Source organism: Chondromyces crocatus, assembly GCF_001189295.1.
Taxonomy (GTDB): domain Bacteria; phylum Myxococcota_A; class Polyangia; order Polyangiales; family Polyangiaceae; genus Chondromyces; species Chondromyces crocatus.
In genome coordinates, this window is the sequence record NZ_CP012159.1 from 8,057,367 (window position 1) to 8,079,277 (window position 21,911).

At 68.9% G+C, this 21,911-nt stretch carries 18 protein-coding genes and 1 pseudogene; 8 read left to right on the forward strand and 11 right to left on the reverse strand.

From position 1 onward, the window contains the following. Positions 1 to 59: 59 nt before the first annotated feature. From CMC5_RS28895 to CMC5_RS28935, 9 genes are all read right to left on the reverse strand, one after another. On the reverse strand, positions 60 to 1,853 hold the full coding sequence (locus CMC5_RS28895) for an amidohydrolase (RefSeq protein WP_050433418.1): 1,794 nt from the start codon (positions 1,851 to 1,853) through the stop codon (positions 60 to 62). 316 nt (positions 1,854 to 2,169) lie between these two features. Beyond that, positions 2,170 to 2,814, reverse strand: coding sequence for a hydrolase (locus tag CMC5_RS28900; RefSeq protein ID WP_050433419.1), 645 nt, complete (start codon positions 2,812 to 2,814; stop codon positions 2,170 to 2,172). A gap of 298 nt (positions 2,815 to 3,112) precedes the next feature. Continuing rightward, positions 3,113 to 4,198, reverse strand: coding sequence for a LysR family transcriptional regulator (locus CMC5_RS28905; protein WP_063796367.1), 1,086 nt, complete (start codon positions 4,196 to 4,198; stop codon positions 3,113 to 3,115). Positions 4,199 to 4,423: 225 nt separating this feature from the next. Continuing rightward, on the reverse strand, positions 4,424 to 5,236 hold the full coding sequence (locus tag CMC5_RS28910) for an OmpA family protein (protein WP_050433420.1): 813 nt from the start codon (positions 5,234 to 5,236) through the stop codon (positions 4,424 to 4,426). Positions 5,237 to 5,522: 286 nt separating this feature from the next. After that, on the reverse strand, positions 5,523 to 7,142 hold the full coding sequence (locus CMC5_RS28915) for a hypothetical protein (protein ID WP_050433421.1): 1,620 nt from the start codon (positions 7,140 to 7,142) through the stop codon (positions 5,523 to 5,525). Positions 7,143 to 7,233: 91 nt separating this feature from the next. Beyond that, positions 7,234 to 8,352 carry a non-hydrolyzing UDP-N-acetylglucosamine 2-epimerase gene (wecB, locus tag CMC5_RS28920; protein WP_050433422.1) on the reverse strand — a complete coding sequence of 373 codons (1,119 nt, stop codon included), beginning with the start codon at positions 8,350 to 8,352 and terminating at the stop codon, positions 7,234 to 7,236. Between the two features lie 125 nt (positions 8,353 to 8,477). Then, positions 8,478 to 9,356, reverse strand: coding sequence for a glycosyltransferase (locus tag CMC5_RS28925; RefSeq protein ID WP_050433423.1), 879 nt, complete (start codon positions 9,354 to 9,356; stop codon positions 8,478 to 8,480). Between the two features lie 85 nt (positions 9,357 to 9,441). Next, positions 9,442 to 10,164, reverse strand: a complete 723-nt coding sequence (locus CMC5_RS28930) for a class I SAM-dependent methyltransferase (RefSeq protein WP_050433424.1) — start codon at positions 10,162 to 10,164, stop codon at positions 9,442 to 9,444. After that, positions 10,164 to 10,979: a methyltransferase domain-containing protein gene (locus CMC5_RS28935; protein WP_050433425.1), complete on the reverse strand. Its 816-nt coding sequence runs from the start codon at positions 10,977 to 10,979 to the stop codon at positions 10,164 to 10,166. The genes CMC5_RS28930 and CMC5_RS28935 overlap by 1 nt, the downstream gene beginning before the upstream one ends. Before the next feature lie 280 nt (positions 10,980 to 11,259). Between CMC5_RS28935 and CMC5_RS28940 the strand changes: the two genes are divergently transcribed. From CMC5_RS28940 to CMC5_RS28955, 4 genes are read left to right on the forward strand one after another with little or no spacing between them, the layout of a single operon-like run. Beyond that, the gene (locus tag CMC5_RS28940) at positions 11,260 to 12,429 is read left to right on the forward strand and encodes a glycosyltransferase family 4 protein (protein ID WP_050433426.1); all 1,170 of its coding nucleotides are present in this window, start codon (positions 11,260 to 11,262) and stop codon (positions 12,427 to 12,429) included. A gap of 11 nt (positions 12,430 to 12,440) precedes the next feature. Continuing rightward, positions 12,441 to 13,616 carry a glycosyltransferase family 4 protein gene (locus tag CMC5_RS28945; RefSeq protein WP_050433427.1) on the forward strand — a complete coding sequence of 392 codons (1,176 nt, stop codon included), beginning with the start codon at positions 12,441 to 12,443 and terminating at the stop codon, positions 13,614 to 13,616. Beyond that, on the forward strand, positions 13,613 to 15,244 hold the full coding sequence (locus CMC5_RS28950; protein WP_245677804.1) for an oligosaccharide flippase family protein: 1,632 nt from the start codon (positions 13,613 to 13,615) through the stop codon (positions 15,242 to 15,244). The genes CMC5_RS28945 and CMC5_RS28950 overlap by 4 nt, the downstream gene beginning before the upstream one ends. A 59-nt stretch (positions 15,245 to 15,303) precedes the next feature. After that, positions 15,304 to 16,686 (forward strand): amidohydrolase family protein, encoded by a 1,383-nt coding sequence (locus CMC5_RS28955; protein WP_050433428.1) that lies wholly within the window; start codon positions 15,304 to 15,306, stop codon positions 16,684 to 16,686. A 156-nt stretch (positions 16,687 to 16,842) separates the two neighbouring features. Here CMC5_RS28955 and CMC5_RS49255 read toward each other — a convergent pair whose 3' ends face one another. Continuing rightward, complete coding sequence (locus CMC5_RS49255; protein ID WP_425394816.1) at positions 16,843 to 16,971, reverse strand: hypothetical protein; 129 nt, start codon at positions 16,969 to 16,971, stop codon at positions 16,843 to 16,845. A gap of 492 nt (positions 16,972 to 17,463) precedes the next feature. Next, on the reverse strand, positions 17,464 to 17,727 hold the full coding sequence (locus CMC5_RS49260) for a hypothetical protein (RefSeq protein ID WP_082362899.1): 264 nt from the start codon (positions 17,725 to 17,727) through the stop codon (positions 17,464 to 17,466). 65 nt (positions 17,728 to 17,792) lie between these two features. On the opposite strand from CMC5_RS49260, the pseudogene CMC5_RS49265 reads away from it, so the two are divergent. The 4 genes and pseudogenes from CMC5_RS49265 to CMC5_RS28970 all read left to right on the forward strand — a co-directional run. Further along, positions 17,793 to 18,182, forward strand: a pseudogene (locus tag CMC5_RS49265) (5'-nucleotidase C-terminal domain-containing protein); the annotation flags it as partial. Positions 18,183 to 18,206: 24 nt separating this feature from the next. Then, positions 18,207 to 18,362 carry a hypothetical protein gene (locus CMC5_RS47935; RefSeq protein ID WP_245677805.1) on the forward strand — a complete coding sequence of 52 codons (156 nt, stop codon included), beginning with the start codon at positions 18,207 to 18,209 and terminating at the stop codon, positions 18,360 to 18,362. Between the two features lie 34 nt (positions 18,363 to 18,396). Continuing rightward, a complete protein-coding gene (pruA, locus tag CMC5_RS28965) occupies positions 18,397 to 20,028 on the forward strand; it encodes an L-glutamate gamma-semialdehyde dehydrogenase (protein WP_050436196.1) in 1,632 nt (543 codons plus the stop codon). A gap of 373 nt (positions 20,029 to 20,401) precedes the next feature. After that, positions 20,402 to 21,895, forward strand: a complete 1,494-nt coding sequence (locus CMC5_RS28970; RefSeq protein ID WP_050433430.1) for a PPC domain-containing protein — start codon at positions 20,402 to 20,404, stop codon at positions 21,893 to 21,895. Positions 21,896 to 21,911 lie beyond the last annotated feature (16 nt).

The following is a 21,911-nucleotide window of genomic DNA, read 5'->3' on the forward strand; positions in this document are numbered from 1 at the left end:
CGATGCGAGATGCGAGGCGCACACTCGACGCCGGCCAGAGGTGACGGTGAGGCGCCGGCCTAGATCACGAAGCAGTCGCAGCCGGCGTCGAAGCCGCGATTGCGGGCTCGGGTGGCGCTGGGGTGAGCGACGGCGGACTTCACCGCAGCCGCGTGGTAGCCGCCGTAGGTGCCGGGCGGGGACCAGGAGGGGCTGAACGGGAGCGGCGGGGGGTTGTGGCCTGCGAAGGGGCCGGCGCCGTGAACGATCTTGCCGCCGAGCACGGTGAGCACGGATTCGAGGGACTTGATGCGCTCTTCGGGGATGGTGAAGTAGTCGTCGGTGAGGGCGACGAGGTCGGCGAGCTGGCCGGGTTCGATGCGGCCTTTCTTGCCGGGTTCGCCGGAGAACCAGGCGTTGTCGGTGGTGTAGAGGCGAAGGGCTTCTTCGCGGGTGAGCTTCTCGGTGTCGGTGTACAGCGGGGTGCCGCCGACGGTCTTGCCGGCGACGAGCCAGTAGAGGCCGATCCAGGGGTTGTAGCTGGCGACGCGGGTGGCATCGGTGCCGCCGCCGACGGGGATGCCGGCGCGGAGCATCTGGCGGATCGGGGGCGCGTGGCGGGCGGCTTCGGCGCCGTAGCGGTCGATGAAGTACTCGCCCTGGAAGGCCATGCGGTGCTGGATGGCGATGCCGCCGCCGAGGGCGGCGATGCGGTCGAGGTTCTTTGCGGAGACGGTCTCGGCGTGGTCGAACCACCAGCGAAGGCCGTTGAAGGGGATGCGGCGGTCGACCTTCTCGAAGACGTCGAGGAAGCGGGTGATGGACTCCTCGTAGGTGGCGTGGAGGCGGAAGGGCCAGCGGTGCTCGGAGAGGAAGGCGATGACGGGCTCGAGGTCGCCTTCGAGGGAGGGCGAGAGGTCGGGGCGGGGTTCGAGGAAGTCCTCGAAGTCGGCGGCGGAGAAGACGAGCATCTCGCCGGCGCCGTTGCAGCGGTACATGTCGTCGCCGTCGCCAGGGCGGATGAGCTTGGACCAGGCCTTGAAGTCGTCGAGCTCGTTGCCAGGGCGCTGGGTGAAGAGGTTGTAGGCGATGCGCAGGGTCATCTGGTCGTCGCGGGCGAGCTGCTCGATGACGGCGTAGTCGTCGGGGTAGTTCTGGAAGCCGCCGCCGGCGTCGACGACGCTGGTGAGGCCGAGGCGGTTCAGCTCGCGCATGAACTGGCGGGTGGAGTTGAGCTGGTCGGCGAAGGGGAGCTTGGGGCCCTTGGCGAGGGTGGCGTAGAGGATCATCGCGTTGGGTTTGGCGATGAGCATGCCGGTGGGGTTGCCGGCCTTGTCGCGCTGGATGAGGCCACCGGGCGGGTCGGGGGTGTCCTTGGTGTAGCCGACGGCGCGGAGGGCGGCGCCGTTGAGGAGGGCGCGGTCGTAGAGGTGGAGGATGAAGACCGGGGTCTCGGGGGCGGCGGCGTTGATCTCGTCGAGGGTGGGCATGCGGCGCTCGACGAACTGGAACTCGGTCCAGCCGCCGACGACGCGGACCCACTGGGGCGCCGGGGTGCGGCGGGCTTGTTCTTTCAGGAGGCGAAGGGCGTCGGCGAGGGAGGGGACGCCGTCCCAGCGCAGCTCCATGTTGTAGTTGAGGCCTCCGCGGATGACGTGGAGGTGCGAGTCGGCGAGGCCCGGGATGACGCGGCGGCCCGCGAGGTCGATGACCTTGGTGCGGTCGGTCTTGTGGCGGAGGACCTCGGCGTCCGTGCCGGTCGCGAGGATCTTGCCGTCACGCACGGCGACGGCCGACACGTCGGGTTTGCCGTCGCTCAAGGTGGTGATGCGGCCGTTGTGGAGGATGAGGTCGGCGTCGGACGGGGTGCTCATGGTGTTGCCTTTCGTTCGTGCTGGTGCGGCGTCGGCAGGCTTCGTCGCAGGTCGTCTCGCGTCACGGTGTCGCAGGTCGTCTCGCGTCACGGTGCGGCGTCGGCAGGCTTCGTCGCGGGTCGCTGGCTCCGCGGGAGGGCTTCGTCGCAGGGTGCTGACGAACGGAGGGCGCGTGTGTCGCTCGGTCCGTCAGCGGTCTGCGGCGCCGTCGTCTCCCGTCGAGCCAGCGGCCGGCGCGTGGCTCGTCACCCGCTCTGCCAGCGGCCAGCGTGTCGTTCGCGGGCCGCTGGGTCGCGTCGTCTCGATCCGTGGTCGGTCAGTGCTTCCCTTCGTTGGCATCGGCGCCGAGCACGGCCTTGGCGTACTGGATGCCAACGCCGTAAGCGCCCGCGTGCTCCATGGCGAGCTTGGTGACGGCATCGTACGTCTCCTGGCGCGCCCAGTCGCGCTGAAGCTCGAGGAGGACCTGGAGCCAGGTGACGGGGACGGCGCCCGCCTGGACCATGCGGGTGATGGAGTGGTCGTGGGCCGCCTGGGACACGTCGCCCATGGCGTCGGCAACGACGTAGACGGAGTAGCCCTCTTCGAGGAGCTGGATGGTGGGGAAGTTGATGCAGGCGGTGGTCCAGAGGCCGCCGAGGATGAGGGTCTTGCGGCCGATGCGCTCGACCTCGGCACGCACGGCCTTGTCCTCCCAGAAGTTCATGGAGGTGCGGTCGAAGGACTTCGCCTCGGGGATGACGTCGGTGAGCTGCTTCCAGGTGGGGCCGGAGAAGGACTTCTCTGCGACCGTGGTGAGGATGGTGGGGATGCCGAAGATCTTGGCGGTCTTGGTGAGGCCGACGGCGTTGTTGATGAGGGTCTGGACGTCGATGTTGCCGACGGCGAACGACATCTGGGGCTGGTAGTCGACGAGGACGAGGGTGGGGGCGTCGGGCGTGAGGAGGGGCTTGATGCTCATGATGGAGGTCTCCTGTCGCGTCGCGCGAGGCGGCGCACGGCGTCGGGTGACGCGATGAACGGCGGTGCGTCGCGCCCTGAAGGCCACCACGGCCTCGGGTCACGACGTGCAAAGGACTGTGCCGCGCAGGAGGTGTTTCCGGAATGGGCATTCGCGAGATGGGGATCATCGCGCGCGGAGATGGTCACGGGCCGGGGTCGCTCACGCGGCCTCGACAGGGCGTGGGGCGCCAGGCCTGCGTGGTCAGCTCATGCGCGCGCTCGACGAGGCGGCACGGCAGCGGGAAGCGCGGAGGAGGTCACGAGGATCGGGGCGATCGCGGTCGGGATTTCCTGGCCGAAGGAGAGGAGCGCGGCTCGGACGGGCTCGGCTCGGACGGGCTCGGCTCGGCGGAGCTCGGTGCAACGAGGCTCGACGCGGAGGCGTTCGCGCTGAACGCGCTCGGCTCGGGTGTGCTGGGAGGGCATGGAAGATCGAGCGCCTCGGTCAGGTCGCGGAGACAGAGAGCCTTGAGGTGTTCGAGGAGCCAGCGGTGCGCAGGGCCGAAGGCCTGGTCGCTGCGGTAGACGGCGGAGAGGTAGAGGCGATGTTCGTCTTCGCCCCAGGCCTGAAGGCGGAGCTTGACGAGGCGGCCCGCGCGGAGATCGTCGCGCGCGATGTGCTCGGGGAGGTTGCCCCAGCCGAGGCCAGCACGAAGCATGGCGTGCTTGGTGTGGAGGTCGCAGACACGCCAGGTGCGGGGAGAGAGGACGGCCTGGTCCGGGACGCCGGAGTCCTGGCGCTCGGACAGGACGATCTGGATGCAGTCGGCGAGGGCGGTGGTAGGGATGGGGTCGCGGTGCGCAGCGAGGGGGTAGGTCGGCGCGACGACGGGGATCATGCGGACGGGAGCGAGGACGGTGCTCTCGAGGCCCGGGGCGACGCCGAGGGGGCTGACGACGCCGAGGGTGGCGCGGCCATCGAGGACGCGTGCGGAGACGGTGGACAAGGTCTGGGTGTCGATGCGGAGGTCGACGCCAGGGAAGTGCTGGGCGAAGCCGACGCAGAGGTCGACGAGGGCGCTGGTCGGGCAGAGGACGTCGACGCAGAGGGAGACGGTGGCTTCGAGGCCGACGTGCATGCCCGCGGTGAGCTTGCGGAGGGCGTTGACCTCGTTGCAGACGCGGCGGGCGGCGGCGAGGACGGCTTGGCCTTGCTCGGTCAAGGTGGCGACCTTGGTGGAGCGATCCCAGAGCTGGACGCCGAGCTGGGCTTCGAGGTTGGCCATGGCGGTGCTGACCGCCGACTGGACGCGCTGGAGCTTGCGGGCGGCAGCGGAGAAGCTGCCTTCCTCGACGACGGCGATGAAGGCGCGGAGCTGGTCGAGGGTGATGGGGTCGAGCACGGTGGACGACGATCCCACGAGGGAGGGAGAGGCGGCAAGGCGAGGGCCGAGCGGGAGCGCCGACCAGGCGCAGGCGCGCGTCGCGTGTGAGCGCGGACCGGACGCAAGCGCAGGTCGTGTACAGGCGGGGGTGGGGCGTGTGGGGCGTGAAGGTGGAGGCGGGTGCGTCATCGAGAGGGGAGGCGCGAGGGCGGTGTGCCCTGCGCCTCGCCCTCCCCTGCCCGGTCAGGACTTGCCGGGCACGGCGCCAGCGATCTTGGTGAGGTCGAGCATCTCGTCGACGTCAGGGACCACGATCAGCTCGCAGCGGCGGTTCTTCTGCTTGCCCTGGGGCGTGGTGTTGGGGCCGAGGGGGTCGGTGTCGGCGAAGCCAGCTGCGCTCCAGTGCTGGCGGGGGAGGCCGCCTTCCTTGCCGATGAGGTGCAGGAGCACGGAGCGGGAACGGGCCAGCGAGAGGCCCCAGTTGTCGTTGAACGGCGGGCTGTTCAGCGGGGAGCTGTCGGTGTGGCCAGCGACCTGGTAGTCGCGATTGATGAGGGCCTTGTCGCTCTTGATGGCCTCAGCGACCTTCTTGAGGATGTCTTCGCCTTCCTTGCGGAGCTTGTCCTTGCCGGAGTCGAAGAGGACGTCGCCAGGGAGGGAGATGATCATCCGGTTCCGGCGGATGTTCACTTCCAGGCCGAGGTTGACCAGGGTCTGGAGCTTCTGACGGAGCAGGTCGAAGCGGGCCTTGATGGCCTCGAGCTGCTTGGCGCGGGCCTTGTACTCGGCGAGGGCCTTGTCGCGGTCTTCGAGTTCGCCGCTCACCTTGTTGAGCTGAACGCCCTGATCGGAGAGCTCCTTTTCGAGCTGCGCCACGCGGTCACGGGCGGCTTGGAGCTCTTTCTGGAGGTCGGCTTCCTTCTTGGCGCTCTCGCTCTGGAGCTGGCCATACTTGGCGAGCTGGGCTTGCCATTCGTCCTCGGAATAGCCGCAGCCACTGACCAGCGGCGCAGCAGCCAGGAGGAGCAGTGCAGCAAGGGGGGTTCGCTGAAGCATGTGGTTATTTCCTTTTTTTCCCGGACCGACGGGTTCCGGCTGAGTCAGGTTAGCCAACATGCCAGCGACTTCCAGCGATTGAACGGAGGCTGTAGCTGGTGGTTGGCGGACGGAATCATGCGTGGGCCGTCGAGGGGATGAAATGAGGTCGTGCCTCAACAGTGACCGCGTGAGATGCCGACGAAGGCTCGGGAAATGGGTGGAGTGACGGTGTCGGGAGATGCCGGAACGCGCAGAGGAGAGGGTTCCACTGCGCGCGTCCAACAGCACGCGCTGAGCGGCAGGCTCAAAGGCAGACGCGCTTGTCGCCGCTGGTGACCCACAGCTCGCAGGGCTGATCGCCAGCGGGCTTCTCGGCGGGAGCAGGCTTCGTCGTGTGGCTCGCGGGGCGCGTGTCACCGGCGGGCGCGGCGGGCTTGGTCGCCACGGCGGGCTTGGTGGCAGGGGCCGGCTTCGTGGCGGCGGGCTTCGCGTCTTTGCTCGCCTTGGCGTCCTTGCTCGCTTTCGCGTCCTTCGCGGGCTTGGCGGTGCCAGGCTTGGCGTCCTTGCTCGCCTTCGCGTCCTTCGCGGGAGTGGCTTCCTCGTCGGAGGCGTCCGCGACCTCGGTGCTGGAGGCGCTGGTCTCGCAGGTGAACGCGACCAAGCCGCCGGGGGTGCGCTCGCCTCGGGGAGCCGCAGGGGCGGCTTCGTCGGCGTCGTCGCCGGCCTTGGGCGGGGTGGCGCCGCTGGAGACGGTGAGCTTGGCGAGCTCGTCGCCAGCGTTCTCGGCAGAGGAGGGCTTCTTGATGCCCAGGCCTTCGAGGGCCTTGTCGATCAGCGCTTCTTCGAAGCTCAGGAGGGACTGGCTGCGGTTGATGTACGCAGGCAGCTCGGCGACGCGGCCGACGTAGTCGACGACGCGGGACATGGTCTTCTTGGTGAGATCCTCGACGGAGATGTCGCCGATCTTCTCGACGGGGATGCCGCTCAAGGTGACCTTGGGGGTGAACCCGTCGAGGGAGACGTCGGGCTTGAAGCCGCTGAGGTCGGGGCGGCTGCCGGTCTGCTCTTCGATGATGTCGGCGATGATGCGGCGGGTGGCGGCCTGCACGTCGTCGCTCATGCCCGGGAGCGCCAGGGGGTAGCGGATGAGCGCGACGGCGTTGGCGAGCTTGGCGTCGGCGACGGCGTACTTGAGGTTGACGAGGAGGCCGCCGATGCGGGCCTTGGTGTTCGGTGACGCCTTCTTCGCCTCGGCGACGAGCTTGTCGAGGAAGGCTTCGCGGTCGGTGTCGAAGGTGTCTTCGAGGGACGAGATCGTCTCTTTGATCTCGTCGTTCTTCTTGTCGAGCGCGGCCTTCTCGCTGGCCGTGATGCCGTCGCCGTCCATGGCTTGCTTGTTGGACGCGATCTGGCCGTTGAGGTCGGCGATCTTCTCCTGCTGTTCGAGGAGCTTGTCGTACTGGGCGCCGGCGCTGGAGCTGATGGCCTCGATGATGCTGTTGTAGTCGCCTTCCTCGGAGCAGATGGTGGGGAGGACGTGGGCCCAGACCTCGGCGGGGACGACGCGGAGCTGGAGGCCCGGGGTGGCGACGTACGCCGGTGAAGCACCGAGCTGCTTGAGCAGGGCCTCGGCGTCGGCGGACTTCATCGAGGTCTTCTTGGTCCAGGCGGACTTGTCGTCGACGCCGGTCTCGCCGAGGAGGCGCTTCACGGCGTCGGCCGTGGTGGTGGCGACCTCGGCGCGCCGGACGACGACGCTCATGGGCGTGGACTCCTTGATGGCCCACGCCGCCGAGGGGTTGCCGAGGGCCGAGAGGGCCCCACAGCCGGTGCCGATGACGAGAAGGGTGGCGGCAAGGGTGAGCCGCACGATGAGCGCGAGTCCGCGGTGCAGCGCGGTGCGCCGAAGATCAAGACAAGGCATGTGTCCTCCCCCGGAGTCCGGGTTTGCGGGACCATTGCCCGACGATCGGTCGCTGCGTCAATCCCTCCCGAAAGAGGTTGGTGTACGAAGTTCAGGCGCGGGGGCCAGAGGTCCGCGGTGGCGGATTTCCAGCCAGGAATGCCTGGAGTGCGTCCGCAATCCTGTCGGCGGTATTACCGTCCCAGCCTTCCGGAACGCGACCCTTCTTGGCGCGGTCGGCGAGGATGGTGTCGACCTCGCGCGCGATGAGGGCGGCATCGAGACCGACGATGATGTTGGTCCCCTCGGTGACGGTGATCGGGCGCTCGGTGCCCTGGCGCATGGTGAGGCAAGGGATGCCGAGGGCGGTGGTCTCTTCCTGGATGCCGCCGGAGTCGGTGGCGACGAGGCGCGCGTTGGCCATGGCGGTGACGAAGTCGTGGTGGCCGAGGGGCTCGATGGCGCGGAGGCCCGGCATGGAGCGGAGGCGCTCGGCGAGGCCGAAGGTCTCGGCGCGCTGCACGGTGCGGGGGTGGACGGGGAAGATGGAGGGGATGCGCGAGGCGATGGCCTCGACGGCGTCGAGGGTCTCGCGGAGCTTCTCGGCGGTGTCGACGTTGGCGGGGCGGTGCAAGGTGACGACGGCGTAGCCGCGGGGTTCGAGGCCGAGGCGCGCGAGGACGTCGGTCTGGTGGCGCAGCGACCAGTGGAGGGAGTCGATCATGATGTTGCCGACGAACTTGATGCGCTCGTCGGGGATGCCCTCGGCCTTCAGGTTGGGCGCGGCGTCGTGCGAGGGGGTGAGGAGGAGGTCGGAGAGCTGGTCGGTGAGGATGCGGTTGATCTCCTCGGGCATGGTCCAGTCGCGGGAGCGGAGGCCCGACTCGATGTGGACGACGGGGATGCCGAGCTTGGCGGCGGCGAGGGCCGCAGAGAGGGTGCTGGTGACGTCACCGACGACGACGACGACGGAGGGGCGGTTCTGGAGGAGGTCCTTCTCGACGCCGACGAGGATGGACGCGGTCTGCTCGGCGTGAGAGCCGCCGCCTGCGCCGAGATGGACGTCGGGGGTCGGGAGGCCGAGGTCGCGGAAGAAGACGTCGCTCATGCTGGCGTCGAAGTGCTGCCCGGTGTGCAGGAGGCGGACGGGGAGGTCGCGCGCGCGGAGGGCGCGGTAGACGGGAGCCACCTTCATGAAGTTGGGGCGGGTCGCGGCGATGAGGAGGATCATGGTGGTCGGCGAGCATGCCGCGGGGCGCGACGGAGGACCAGCGCCATCCGGGGGGGATGACGGGGGTTCGTCGGGGTCGCGACGGTGGGTCGAGGGCGTGGCGGCGTCGGGTCGCGGCGGTCGTATCAGGAGCCGCGGCGACGGAAGGGGCGCGGGAGCGCGAGCGGCCACAGGGCGCGGTCGTGCCAGAGGCCGCGGCGCATGGCGGCGCGCGCGAGTTCGGCGGCGCGCTGGTGGTTGCCAGCAGCCCGGTTCGCGAGGGCGGCGCGTTTTTCGCCCTGGGCAAGGAAGCGCTCGCGGCGGACAGGATCGGCGAAGTAGCGGGGGTGCCGGGCGACGATGATCTCGTGGGTCTCGTTGTAGCGGAGGGCGTAGCCGCTGGAGACCTTGTGGGTGTGGCCGACGCGGTAGTGCATGAGGATGCCGCCCAGGTGGAGGGTGGGCGCGCGCGCTTCGAGGACGCCGATGTGGAAGTCGTAGTCGGCGTTGCCCCGGGCGAGTTCGGGGGCGAAGCCGCCGAGCTGCTCCCAGAGGGATTTGCGGTACACGCTGCCGCCCGGGATGGGCTGGGAGACGAGGAAGGCCTCGGGGTCGATGTGCTCGGGGTAGCGCCACATGCCGGCGTAGCCGCCGAAGAGCTGGTAGTCGCCGTAGATGACGCCCGCGTCGGGGCGCGCCTCGATGACGCGGTAGACGCGGGCGAGGACGTCGTGCGGGAGCTTGTCGTCGCCGTCGAGGTAGAAGTGGTACGGGGTGTCGGTCAGCTCGAAGGCGCGGTTGCGGGTGGGGTACGGGCCGCGGTTCTCCGATGAGCGCTCTTTGCGGAGGCGGGGGTGTTCGAGGGACTCGAAGATCTCGATGGTGGGGGCGTGCTGGGTGCCATCCATGACGAGGACGGCCTGCCAGCGGTCGTCGGTCTGGGCGAGGAGGCTCTCCCAGCACTCGAGGAGCCAGTCGCCTTCGGCGTGGCAGGTGATGCCGACGGTGATGAGGGGGCGCTTCATCGCCAGCGCCTCGAAGGGGTGAGCAGAGGACTCCGGGCGGGACGGGAGGTCGCGCGAAGCGCTCGAGGGAGAGGGAGCGGGCGGTTCATGGTCGGCGCTGGAGGTAGGCGAAGGTGCCGTCGATGTTGAAGAGGCCCGTGGCCTGGACGAGCTCGGCGACGGCGACGCCATGACGAGGGACGAGGCGGTCGACGAGCCGGGGTTTGAGGAGATCGCGCTTGAAGTAGTGGAAGCGGTGAGGAGCGACGTAGGCGTCGAGCTCGTCGAAGGTGAGGCACTGGTAGTCGGCGGTGCCGGTCACGGGTCGGCGGGTGACGACGTCGTAGAAGAAGAAGACGCCGCTCGGTTTGAGGAGGGAGAGCGCTCTGTCCACGATGCGCCGCTTGAAGGCGGGGTTCACGACGCTGGTGAGGACGGCGATGAGCATGACGACGTCGTAGGGGCCGCCGACGTCGGTCTCGGTGATGTCGCCGGCGAGGAAGTGGATGCCTTTGAAGCGGGCGCGGGCGACGTCGACGCGGGGTTCGAGCAGGTCGATGCCGGTGAGGTGGGCGGGATCGGCGCCGAGGTCGGCGAGCCAGGCGAGGTTGTTGCCAGCGCCGCAGCCGATGTCGAGGGCGGTGAGGTCGCGGAGGCGATCGGCGGCGCCATAGCCGCAAGCGACGAGGGCTTCGCGGAGGCGGCGCTGGCGCTGGCGCTGGTAGAGGTAGGGCTGGTTGTTGATGAGGGAAGCCCAGGGGCTCGAGGGGAGGAAGCGCTCGAGGTAGTGGCGCTCGATCGCCGCGCGGTCCTGTTCGAACTCGCCCATCAGGTGGCCGCCTTCCGGCGGTAGAGGGTGACGATCCAGTAAGGCTGGGGGGCGCGGCCGGCGCGGCGGCTCCAGAGGTCGGCGAGGTGGTCGAGGCCTCGCTCGGTGGCGCGGCGCAGGGGGCCTCGGCGGGGCTTGCGGAGGGAGGTCTCGCCACAACGGGGGCACACGAGGCGAAGGTCGTCCCACATCCACCAGTGGTGGCAGAGGTGCTGGCGGGTCCACTCGAGGGGCGCGTACGTGGGGGGTTCGAGGGGGCCAGTGAGTTCGGTGTGGATCCGCTCGAAGGCGGGGAAAAGCTGGTCGAGGGCGGCGGCGTCGAAGGCGTGGAGGTGGCCGTCGATGTGGAACTGGAGCTTGCAGGTGGAGCAGCGGGCGTAGCGGCGGCGCAGGGTCTCGCGGTGGGGGACGGTGACGAGGAGGTGGGCGGTGGCGAGGCGTTGCATCTCGCGCGCGGCGCCGTGGAGGACGTCGGCCGGGAGGTGTTCGAGCATCTGGCTCGAGAAGACGAGATCGACGGCGCGATCCGGGAGAGGGATGGCGTCCGCGCTGGCCTGGATGGCGCGGATGGAGGCGGTCTCGCGGAGGCGGTCGAGGGCGACGGCGCTGCGATCGACGGCGATGACGTCGTGCCGTTCGGCGAGGCGTCGGGTGAGGTAGCCGTCGCCGCAGCCGATGTCGGCGAGGGTGCGGACGCCTTCGGGGAGGAGGGCGAGGAGGCGGTCGCCCTTCGCGACGATGTGCGGATCGGTGGCCGTCCGGGTGTGCTCCCAGTGGCGGTCGTAGAACGCCGCTTCGTGGCTCTCGGCCATCATGTGCGCGGCACGCTGCCATGGTGGACGAGCCGCCGCCAGCGGCTGGCTGGACCGGCATCCCCGGTGTCAGGCGCCGATCGGGCCCTGCACGACCGCGGATCGCCACGCCTGCTCTCTTCGCAGCGGGGCCTGACCAGGTGCGCGCCACGGCGGGGACGGTGAGGTGGGAGGGCGGATGAGGAGGTCTGCTCGTGGTGGGGGTTGGCCGGCTGGGCGCCTCCGACCCGCGCCGCTGGAGCGCTTTGCGGGGGTCGCGCCTTGGAGTACACGGGGGCCGATCATGTCGCAGTCCCCGCTGACCGTTCTCCTGCACGGCGATCCACGGGCGACCCAGCAGGTGCGGCTCGGCGCGGCGCTGCACGCGCGCGGGCACCGGGTGCTCGTGTGCGATGCGCCGATGGTGGCCGGTCAGATCCGGGAGCAGTACGGGGCGGCGTGCGAGGAGGTGCGGGTGCGTCGCAAGTTCCTCCCGGAGGCGCTGGAGCGCGTGTGGGCGGGGAGGCTCTCGCGCTCGCTCGGGGTGGACGTGGTGCACCTGAACTTCATCCGGCCATGGCACCAGATCTGGTCGCGGCTCGAAGGGGGGCCGCCCTACGTGGCAACGGCGTGGGGGACCGATCTGAACGACGAGGTGTTCCAGAAGCGGCCGGAGGTGATCCGCGGGGTGAACCACGTGCTCGCGCACGCGTCGGCGTTGACCTCGGACTGCACGCCGCTGCTGGAGAAGGCGAAGCGGCGCGCAGGGCGCGAGGTGCCGTCGTCGCTCGTGCTGTGGGGGGTGGATCTGGCGACGTTCGATCCGGCGCGGGTGGCGCGCGAGGCAGCGGCGTGGCGGGAGCGGCTGGCGATCCCGGCGGGGAAGCGGGTGGTGCTCAGTCCGCGGCAACCGAAGCGGCACTACCACGTGGACCGGATCGCGCGGGCGTTCGCGAAGAGCCGGTTCCGCGAGGAGGGGGTGCTCGTGATCAAGCTCTACGGTCGGAAGGAAGAGGTGGAGGATCACGAGCGGCTGAAGGCGCTGGTGGCCGAGCTGGGGATCGCGGACGTGACGCGGTTCGCGCCGGCCTGTGCGTACCCGGAGCTGCCGGCGCTCTACGCGATGGCCGATGTGGCGGTGTCGGCGCTGGAGGTAGACGGCGGGCCGTCGACCTTCTGCGAGCTGCTGGCGCTCGGGGTCCCGCTGGTGGCGACGGATCTGCCGGCCTACGAGGGGCTGATCGCGCACGAGGAGAGCGCGCTGCTGGTGCCGCCAGGAGACGAGGCGGCGCTGGTCGAGGCGCTCGATCGGCTGGCCCGTGACGCGGTCCTGGCGGCGAGGCTGCGGGCGCGCGGGAGGGCGTGGGCGCAGGAGGCGGCGGACTGGGAGGTGTGCGTGGATCGGTTCGTGGCGGTGTACCGGGCCGCGATCGAAGCGCGCGGAGAGGCGACGGCGCGCCGCGCCGCGGGTTGAGCGAGGGAGCGATGCCCGAGGGCGTGTCAGGGCGGTCCGATCGGCTGACGGTGCTGCTCAGCGGTGATCCGATCGCGACGCAGCAAGGGCGGCTGGGGGCCGCGCTGGCGCGGCGCGGTCACCGGGTGATCGTGGCCGACGCGCCGGGGGTGGCCCGGGCGATCCGCGAGGAGCACGGGGCGCGCTGCGAGGAGGTGGTGCTGGAGCGGCCTCGGTTGCCAGCGATGGTCGATCACTGGCTGGCGCGGCGGGCAGTGCGGGCCCTGGGTGTCGATGTGGTGCACCTGAATTACCTGCGGCCGCGGCACCGGCTGTGGGCGCGGATGGACGGGGGGCCACCCTACGTGGCGACGGCGTGGGGCTCCGATCTGAACGACGAGGATTTTCCGCGGGCGGCAGCCCACGCGCAGGCCGTGGACGAGGTGCTGCGGGCGGCCGGGGCGCTCACGGCAGACAGCCTGCCGTTGCTGGAGCGGGCGCAGCGGAGGCGGCGAGGGGCGGCCGAGGTGAGCGCGCAGCTGGTGCTGTGGGGGGTGGATCTCGGGGCGTTCGCAGCGGAGCGGGCTGCGGCAGGGGCCGCGATGTGGCGTGAGCGGCTCCAGGTGCCCGAGGGGCAGCGGGTGCTGCTGAGCCCGAGGCAGTGCTTTCCGCACTACCACACGGACCGGATCGTGCGGGCGTTCGCGAGGAGCCCGTGGGCACGCGACGGGGTGCTGGTGCTGAAGCTGTACGGGCGCGCGGGGGAAGAGGCGGATCGGGTGCGGCTGGAGCAGGTCGCGGCGAGCGCCGGGGTGCGGGAGCGGATCCGGTTCGCGCCGCCTTGCGCGTACGGGGAGCTGCCGGGGTTGTATGCGCTGTGCGATGGCGCGGTGTCGGCGCTGGAGGTCGATGGGTTTCCATCGACGTTCTGCGAGCTGCTGGCGCTGGGGGCGCCGCTGATCGCGACGGACCTGCCAGCGTACCGGGGGCTCCTGGAAGACGAGCGCAACGCCTTGCTGGTGCCGGCAGGGAGCGATGACGGGCTCGTGGGGGCGCTCGAGCGGCTGGCCACGGAGGAGGGGCTCGCGGCGCGGCTGAGGGCGCGCGGGGTGGCGTGGGCGCGGGAGGTGGCGGACTGGGAGGCGTGCGTGGATCGGTTCGAGCAGGCTTACCGGGCAGCCATGGGGCGGAGCAGCGCACGCGGATGAGCGGAGACGCGAACACGCAGGGGAGCGGAGACGCAAAGGCGATGGCGACGGAGGAGCCGCGCACGGAGAGCCCCGCCGAGGTCCAGGAGGCGCAGGCCCAGGAGGCGCAGGCCCAGGAGACGAAGACGTCGCTGGCCGATCGGATCGGGATGATCGTCGGGGGGCAGTTCGTCACGACGATCATCGGCCTGCTGCAAGGGATCCTCGTGGTCCGGCTGCTCCCCAAGTCGAGCTACGGGTCACTGGCGTTCGTGATGATGCTGTACACGACGGCGCGGGATCTGGCGCTGTTCTACATCCCGGAATCGCTGCTCTACTTCGCGAACCAGATCTCCAGGGCGGAGCTGAAGGGGCTGGTCCGGCAGAGCATGGCGCTGCTGCTGGGGCTGGGGGCGCTGGTGGCGCTGCTCCTCGCGGCGCTGGCGCTGAGCCCAGGGCTGTTCCTCGATGGACGCGATGACCTGACGGCGCTGCTCTTGCTGGCCGGGGTGACGGCGATGCTGGGGCTCCCGGGCAGCGTGTTCGGGAACGTGTTCATCGCGACGAACCGTCACCGGGCGTCGGCCGGGATCTCGCTGGTGGTGACGCTGGTGGGGACGGTGACGACGCTGGTCCCCGCAGTCCTGGGGTGGCACGTGGCGTGGATCCTGGTCGGGCAGAACGCCACCACGGCGCTGCGGCTCGCGCTGTCTTACCGGGTGTACCAGGGGCTGTTCCCGGGGGTGAAGACAGCACCGTTCCCGGGCGGGGTGCGGGCGCAGATGCGCTACGTGACGCCGCTGGCGGTGGGGCGCTTCGCGGGGCTCTTCAACCAGAAGCTCGACAAGTTCGTGGTGGGGCTGTTCTTCAGCGCCGCAGCGTTCGCGGAGTTCGCGATCGGCTCGCAGGAGCTGCCGCTGGTGAGCATCCTGCCGTACACGGTGGCGTCGAGCATGCTGCCGCAGTTCGTGGAGCGGTTCCAGGCAGGGCCGAGCCGGGAAGCGGGGGCTCGGGACGCGATCGCGCTGTGGCACGCGGGCATCCGGAAGACGACGCTGGTGATGCTGCCGGTGGCGGTGTTCCTGCTGCTGGGCGCCGAGGCGCTGATGGTGCTGCTCTACGGGGAGGCATACCGGGGCGCGGCACTGCCATTCAGGATCTACGGCGCGCTGCTGCCGCTGCGGGTGACGGCGTTCGGGATCATGATGATGGCGTTCGGAGAGACGAAGATGATCCTGCGGACGCAGATCCAGGGGATGGTCTTCAACGTGGTGGCGGCGCTGATCCTGCTCCCGACGGTGGGGATGATGGGGGCGCCGCTCGCGGCGGTGCTCACGCAGGTGATGATGATCGTCTACTATTGCTACCGGATCGAGCGCGTGGGCCGCGTGGGTCTGTCCGGGATCTTTCCCTGGGGCCACTACGGGCGCACGGCCCTTGCGGCCCTCGTGGCCGGGGTGCCGGTGATGGTGGCGATGATGACGCTCGGCGCGCGGCTCCACCCTGCCCTGCTGCTCGGCGCTGGCTTGCCCATCTATGCAGCGCTCTACCTGCTCGCGGCGCGGGTCGCAGGCGTCATCGCGCCGGAGGATCAAGCGTTCGTCGCGCGATGGTTGCGGCTCGAACCACTTCGCAAGAAGACAGGGTGAGCGGACGCCAGAGCAACGCACTGGTTGACAGATTTGCGGTCGAGTTGAACAGTCTGGCCATGAAGGCGCTCAGATTTCTTGCTGCGGTGGGCACGGCGCTCGGTGCGCTGTGCGGTGCCGTCCCGGTCACCGCCCAGGAGATCTCCGTGACCGCACTTCAGGGTGCGCGGCTCGTCGATGGCCGGGGCGGGACACCGCTGGAGCCGGCAACGATCATCGTGCGAGGAGAACACATCGTCGCGGTCGGTCCGACGGACTCGCTCCCCCCTCCCGCCGTCGCGACGGTGGTGGATCTGCGCGGGAAGACGGTGATCCCTGGCCTGATCTCGAACCACGCGCACGTGGGTCAGACGAACGGGACCGAGCAGGGGGCGGCCAACTACACGCGCGAGAACGTGCTGCGGCAGCTCCGGCAGTACGAGGCCTACGGGGTCACCACGGTGACGTCGCTCGGCGTGAACGATGCCTCGGTGTTCTATCCGCTGCGGGCCGAGCTGCGGGCCGGGAAGCTGCAAGGAGCCGATCTGTTCGGCGCCGATCACGGGGTCGGGACGCCCACGGGAGCGCCTCCCCAGGCGATGCTCAAGGCGGCACCAGGTCAGATCGACCGGCCTGATACGCCGGAGAAAGCACGGGCGTTCGTCGGTGAGCAGAAGGCGCGCGGAACGGACCTGGTGAAGGTGTGGGTCGACGATTTCAACCACTCCCTGCCTGGCAAGATGGACCCGGCGATCTGGCGCGCCGTGATCGACGAGGCCCACAAGCTGGGGCTGCGGGTGGCCGCCCACATCTACTATCTCGCCGACGCGAAGGCGCTGGCCGAGGGCGGCGTGGACATCATCGCGCACGGGGTGCGCGACGTGCCCGTGGACGCGGATTTCATCAAGGTGATGAAGGATCGTGGGACCTGGTACATCCCGACCCTGGAGCTGGACGAGGCGACCTTCATCTACGCGCAGCGGCCCGCCTGGATGAGCACGCCGTTCTTCCGGAACTCGGTGCAGCCGCCCCTCCGCGCACAGCTCGACAGCCCAGCGTGGCGATCGAAGAAGCAGGCCGATCCGGCTGTGGCGATCGCGAAGCGCAACCTGTCGATGAACCTGAAGAACCTGAAGGCCCTGCACGACGGTGGGGTCCGCATCGGGTTCGGGACGGACTCGGGGGCGAATCCGCTGCGCATCCCTGGCTTCTCGGAGCACAGAGAGCTCGCACTGATGGTGCAGGCAGGGATCTCTCCGATGCAGGCGATCACCATCGCCACCCGTGACGCAGCGGCGCTGCTGAAGCTGGATGATCGGGGGGTGATCGCGCCCGGGAAGCTCGCCGACATCATCGTGCTCGACGCCGACCCCACGCAGGACATCACGGGCACCAGCCGGATCCTCGCGGTGTGGCACCGGGGGCGTCAGGTGGCCGGACCGGTGACGAGCTTCAAGCCCTGAGCCGGGTCGGGGGCCGAGGGACCCTTCGCGCACGCGGAGAGTCAGGAAGGCCCCTCGACGCGGGATGTGTCCTCCCTAAACTCCTTGCCCCGGCGCCACCCCCTGCGGAAGACTGCGCCCCGTGGACGCACGAACCTCATCGAGTCGCCATCGCTTTCACGCTCTCCTCGCTTCGACCGCCCTGGCCGCAGGCGTCACCGCAGGCTGTGACCAGCCCGCGCCGCAACCGAGCGCGGCGACGAGCGCCGCCCCGACGAGCAGCGCTGCGGTCGCCGCGCCCGTCAAGGTGACCCTGCTCTACACCGCCGACGAGAACGGTTTCGTCCTTCCGGAAAAGAAGGACGGAAAGTCCGTGGGGGGTGCGGCAGAGCTGCTCGGCGCCTGGCTCGCGAAGGAGAACCACTGCACCGGTCCCCAGGGGATCGCCAAGCCGTGTGACAAGGAGAAGACGCTGGTCCTCTCGGGCGGCGACAGCTTCTCGGGATCGCCGATCTCCACGGTGTTCCACGGCGACTCGATGGCGGAGGTGATGGGCGCCCTGGGCTACGTGGCCACGGCGTTCGGGAACAAGGACCTCGATTTCGGGCGCGAGCAGTTCGCGAAGAACAGGGACGCCGCGAAGCTGACCTACCTCGGCGCGAACGTGGAGGTGCAGAACCCGGAGTGGAAGAACCTGGAGATGAAGCCCTACCTGATCGTGCCCCGCGAAGGCGCGAAGATCGGGGTGATCGGGCTGACGTCCCCCACCAACAAGGCGCGCGCGATGGCGGATCGCTTCTATGGCCTGGAGTTCAAGCCCATCGAGGAGGCGCTCAGCGCCACGGTCCCCGCGGTGTGGAAGGCAGGCGCCGACGCGGTGGTGGTGATCGCGCACGAGTGCCCGGACCAGCTGAAGCCGATGCTCGAGAAGCATCCGGACTGGAAGATCTCGTTCGTCGGCGGCGCGAACTGCGCGAAGAGCTTCGACGAGCGCGCGGCGGGTGCGGTGCTGATGGCCCCCGACAAGCGGCTGCGCCAGTACGCGCGCGCTACGCTCACCATCGACCTGTCGAAGCCACAGAAAGAGCGGGTCACCGGCGTCGAGGCAAAGGCGATCGACGTGGTCGATGCGCCGGCCGAGCCGAAGGTGGCGGAGCTGGTGGACAGGTGTGGACAGGTGGAAGAAGAAGCTCGACCAGTCGCTCGGGGAGGAGATCGGGTACACCGAGAAGGGTCTCGACGGCGACACGGTGAGCAAGCTGCTGATCACGCGGGCCTGGCGCGAGCAGCTCAAGGCCGACGTGGCCCTCATCAACAAGAAGGGTGCCGAGGCGCTGCCTGCCGGCGCGATCACCAAGGCGAGCGTCTACGCGATGATGCCCTTCGACAACAGCGCGCTCCTCCTGGACGTGAAGGGGGCCGATCTGCAGGCGGCGCTGGAGAACCCCGAGGCCGTGGTCTCCGGCGCGACGCAGCAGGGCAAGACCTGGAAGATCGACGGGAAGCCGCTCGATCCGGCGGCGACCTACAAGGTCGCGACGGTGGAGTACCTGTACTTCGGCGGTGACAACTTCGCGCTCCAGAAGGCTGCGCCGGAGCCGACCGAGACGGGCATGGACTGGCGGACGCCCGTCGTGGAGTGGTTGCAGCAGCAGAAGACCAGCCAGAAGGATCCGCTGGAAAAGAAGCTGAAGTAAGCGCGGCTGGCGCGGCTGATCTATGCTCCGCGCCATGCTCGACGCCATCGCATCGCCGCCCCTCCCCCAGAACGAGCCAATCCACGCCTACGCTCCTGGCACGCCCGAGCGCGCAGCGCTGAAGGCGGAGCTTGCGCGCCTTTCCTCCACGACGGTGGAGATCCCGATGTTCATCGGTGGCGAGGAGGTGCGGACCGGCGACCTGCAGGAGGTGCGCGCTCCCCACCGCCACGATCTGCTCCTCGCGCGCGCTCACCAGGGAAACACCGAGCATGTGAAGCGCGCCATCGAAGCCGCTCGGCGTGCGCACAAAGGGTGGGCCTCGCTGCCCTGGACCGCTCGGGCCGCGGTCTTCCTGAAGGCCGCAGACATGCTGAGCACGCGGCTGCGGCCAACGATGAACGCGGCGACGATGCTCGGGCAGAGCAAGACGGCTTATCAGGCGGAGATCGACGCGGCCTGCGAGCTCATCGACTTTCTGCGTTTCAATGTGCATTACGCACGGCAGATCGCGGCGGAGCAGCCGGGGAGCAGCCGCGGAAGCTGGAACATGCAAGAGCCCCGGCCGCTGGAGGGGTTCGTCTTCGCCTCCACGCCGTTCAACTTCACCGCGATCGCAGGGAACCTCCCGACGGCGCCAGCGCTGATGGGCAACACGGTCGTGTGGAAGCCGTCCGCAAACGCCCTCCTGTCGGCGCACTTCGTGATGAACCTGCTGCGCGAAGCCGGCTTGCCCGACGGGGTGATCAACCTCGTGATGGGGCCTCCCGAGGAGGTAGCGAATGCATGCCTCGCGCACCAGGATCTCGCCGGGCTCCATTTCACGGGCTCGACGGAGGTGTTCCAGGCGCTGTGGCGGCGTATCGGTGACAATATCGGCAACTATCGGACCTATCCCCGGGTGGTCGGTGAGACTGGCGGGAAAGACTTCGTCTTTGCTCACAAAAGCGCCGATCTGGAGGGACTCGCCGTGGCGCTCGTTCGCGGCGCGTACGAATACCAGGGTCAGAAATGCTCGGCGGCCTCGCGCGCTTATGTGCCGCGCTCGCTATGGCCAGCCCTGAAGGATAGGCTGGTCGGGCTGATGGAGGGGTTGCGGATGGGGGACGTCGCCGACTTCCGAAGCTTCCTTGGCGCCGTCATCGATGAGCGGGCGCACAAGCGGCTGGCGGGCCGGATCGGGGCGGCGAAGGGGGACCCGAGCTGTACGCTGATCGCTGGCGGTGGGACGCCGGCCGACGTGGGCTGGTTCGTGGAACCGACGCTCATCGAGGTGCGCGATCCGAAGCATGCGCTGATGCGTGACGAGCTGTTCGGGCCGGTCCTCGCCCTGTGGGTCTATCCCGACGGCGAGGAAGAGGCGGCGCTGAAGCAATGCGACGAGGGCTCTCCCTACGGCCTGACAGGCGCCATTTTCGCGCGGGATCGGATGTTCATCGAGCAGGCCGCGAGCACGCTGAGGTTCGCCGCAGGGAACCTGTACATCAACGACAAGCCGACAGGCGCCGTGGTGGGACAGCAGCCGTTTGGTGGAGGTCGCGCGTCGGGGACCAACGACAAGGCGGGAAGCTCCCTGAATCTGTTGCGGTGGGTCTCTCCGCGTGTGGTGAAAGAGACGTTCGATCCGCCGCGCGAGGTTGGTTACCCCTCGATGCGCGAGGCTTGAGGCCCATCACACCCCAGGCCGAGGTCGCTCCCCTCGCCTGCCCCCCCGTCTCCATCGGCTCAAGAAGCTCCTGACACCACGATACGGGATCCCATTGTCGGGATCCTGCAAACATCGATCATGACGATAACGGTGGAATCGACACCACTGATTTCGTCTTGATGGTGCAGCCATAGTCGACTCCATGCATGGAGTGCGCCGCTGCGGGCAGACCGGGCTTTTGCTCGCCCAGATCATGCTCCACAGCCCGTGACGCCTTCATCGCGCTTGATAACTCGTGCCTATCTGGGATAAGCCTACCAGGACATCCTTGGTGAGCCTTCCTACGGTTCCACGCCGCGGGAAGGATCTGAAACGAATGAGTGGAGGCGCCATGAGGTCGACGTTCTTCTTGGGTTTGCTGACGGCAGGGTTGATCGCAGCAGTCGCTCCCGGATGCAGCGACGGTGGGGACGATAACACTGGCGGAAACGGCGGCGCCGGCGGTGGAACTGGCGGGAGTGGCGCCGGGACCAATACCGGCGGCGCGGGCGGCACGGGCGGCTCCTCCGACAACAACAATTCGTTCGAAGAGGCCCAGGAAATCGCTATCGATGGCGATGTCGTCACGGCCGAGCTGGATCCGGTCGACAGCGATGTGGACTACTACAGGTTCAACGGCACGAAGGGTCAGGCCATCTCGATCCTGACCGCTGCCAAGCCCTCGCTTCCCGGTGATCCATTCGATCCAGCGTACCCGGATCTGGTCATCACCCTGTTCAACGCCAATCAGGAGCAGATTGCGGAAAACGACGATCCGCTGGTGCGAAATACCAACGATCCGCACCTGATGACCATTCTTCCCGACGACGGGGTCTATTACATCCGCGTCACCGAATGCAATGCGTGGTTCAGCCTGAATGGGGCCACGCCGGCGTGCTCCCCGACGAGCGAGATCATCAACTTCGAGTATCGGCTGCTCGTGACGGAGATGGATCCGTCGCTGGAGAGCGTCGTCCAGGATACCGAGCCGAACAATGACACGGCGACGGCGAATCCGCTGGAGTATGCGCTCACCGACAGCGGGGACGCCTACTACATCACCCAGGTCTACGGCACGTTCTCCGACGACATGGATGTCGACGTGTACTCGTTCAGCCTGCCCGCGGATCCTCCGATCACGGAGGGTCGTCTGACGGGCTCCTTCGAGGTGTACCCGCACGGGCCCACCGAGAACGGCTCCACGACCCCGATCGGAGAGTTCACCATCGTGAACTCCAATGGCGATGTCATCGCGCAGATCGATGCGTCGCTCGGTGGCGAGCTCTCGCCGCCTCTGGATCCCGGCGTCGAGTACTTCCTTTACGTGAAGCACCCCGGAAGCCCGGCGGGCTCGAACGACTTCTACTTCATCAACCACGTGCGCGGCGGCTCCAACCCCGTCGAGACGAAGGAAGCCGACAACAACGCGCCGCTCACGCCGGAAGAGCTGACCGGGGTCGCCAACAGGTCGGGTGGCCAGAGCTTCTTCGTCGACGGGACGCTCGACGACGGGAATCCCCAGGACGTGGATTACTTCTCCATCGCGGTGCCTCAGGAAGGCATCGACAACGGCTGGCGGCTGAGCGTGGCCTGCGGCGCGCAGCGACTGGGCTCCGGAGTCCGCGGTCTGAAGGTCGAGGTGCTCAACGGCAATGGCGCCGGCCTCGGTGCCAGCTACACCCGCACCGAAGCCGCAGACACGGACCTGCTGATCAGCAATCAGGCTCTCCCGGCGACGGTCGCGGCAGGCAAGCTGCTCGTCCGGGTCTCCGCAGACGTGGGTGATGGCACGGTGCTGAGCCGGTTCTATCGTTGCGGTGTCCACCTCTCCCCCGTGCAGAACTGATTCGACCGCCCGGCAC

Coding starts and splice junctions, on each gene's coding strand:
- CMC5_RS28895 (WP_050433418.1), bottom strand. CDS start 1,853: ATGAGCACCCCGTCCGACGCCGACCTCATCCTCCACAACGGCCGCATC.
- CMC5_RS28900 (WP_050433419.1), bottom strand. CDS start 2,814: ATGAGCATCAAGCCCCTCCTCACGCCCGACGCCCCCACCCTCGTCCTC.
- CMC5_RS28910 (WP_050433420.1), bottom strand. CDS start 5,236: ATGCTTCAGCGAACCCCCCTTGCTGCACTGCTCCTCCTGGCTGCTGCG.
- CMC5_RS28915 (WP_050433421.1), bottom strand. CDS start 7,142: ATGCCTTGTCTTGATCTTCGGCGCACCGCGCTGCACCGCGGACTCGCG.
- wecB (WP_050433422.1), bottom strand. CDS start 8,352: ATGATCCTCCTCATCGCCGCGACCCGCCCCAACTTCATGAAGGTGGCT.
- CMC5_RS28925 (WP_050433423.1), bottom strand. CDS start 9,356: ATGAAGCGCCCCCTCATCACCGTCGGCATCACCTGCCACGCCGAAGGC.
- CMC5_RS28930 (WP_050433424.1), bottom strand. CDS start 10,164: ATGGGCGAGTTCGAACAGGACCGCGCGGCGATCGAGCGCCACTACCTC.
- CMC5_RS28935 (WP_050433425.1), bottom strand. CDS start 10,979: ATGATGGCCGAGAGCCACGAAGCGGCGTTCTACGACCGCCACTGGGAG.
- CMC5_RS28940 (WP_050433426.1), top strand. CDS start 11,260: ATGTCGCAGTCCCCGCTGACCGTTCTCCTGCACGGCGATCCACGGGCG.
- CMC5_RS28945 (WP_050433427.1), top strand. CDS start 12,441: ATGCCCGAGGGCGTGTCAGGGCGGTCCGATCGGCTGACGGTGCTGCTC.
- CMC5_RS28950 (WP_245677804.1), top strand. CDS start 13,613: ATGAGCGGAGACGCGAACACGCAGGGGAGCGGAGACGCAAAGGCGATG.
- CMC5_RS28955 (WP_050433428.1), top strand. CDS start 15,304: ATGAAGGCGCTCAGATTTCTTGCTGCGGTGGGCACGGCGCTCGGTGCG.
- CMC5_RS49260 (WP_082362899.1), bottom strand. CDS start 17,727: ATGGTGAGCGTAGCGCGCGCGTACTGGCGCAGCCGCTTGTCGGGGGCC.
- pruA (WP_050436196.1), top strand. CDS start 18,397: ATGCTCGACGCCATCGCATCGCCGCCCCTCCCCCAGAACGAGCCAATC.
- CMC5_RS28970 (WP_050433430.1), top strand. CDS start 20,402: ATGAGGTCGACGTTCTTCTTGGGTTTGCTGACGGCAGGGTTGATCGCA.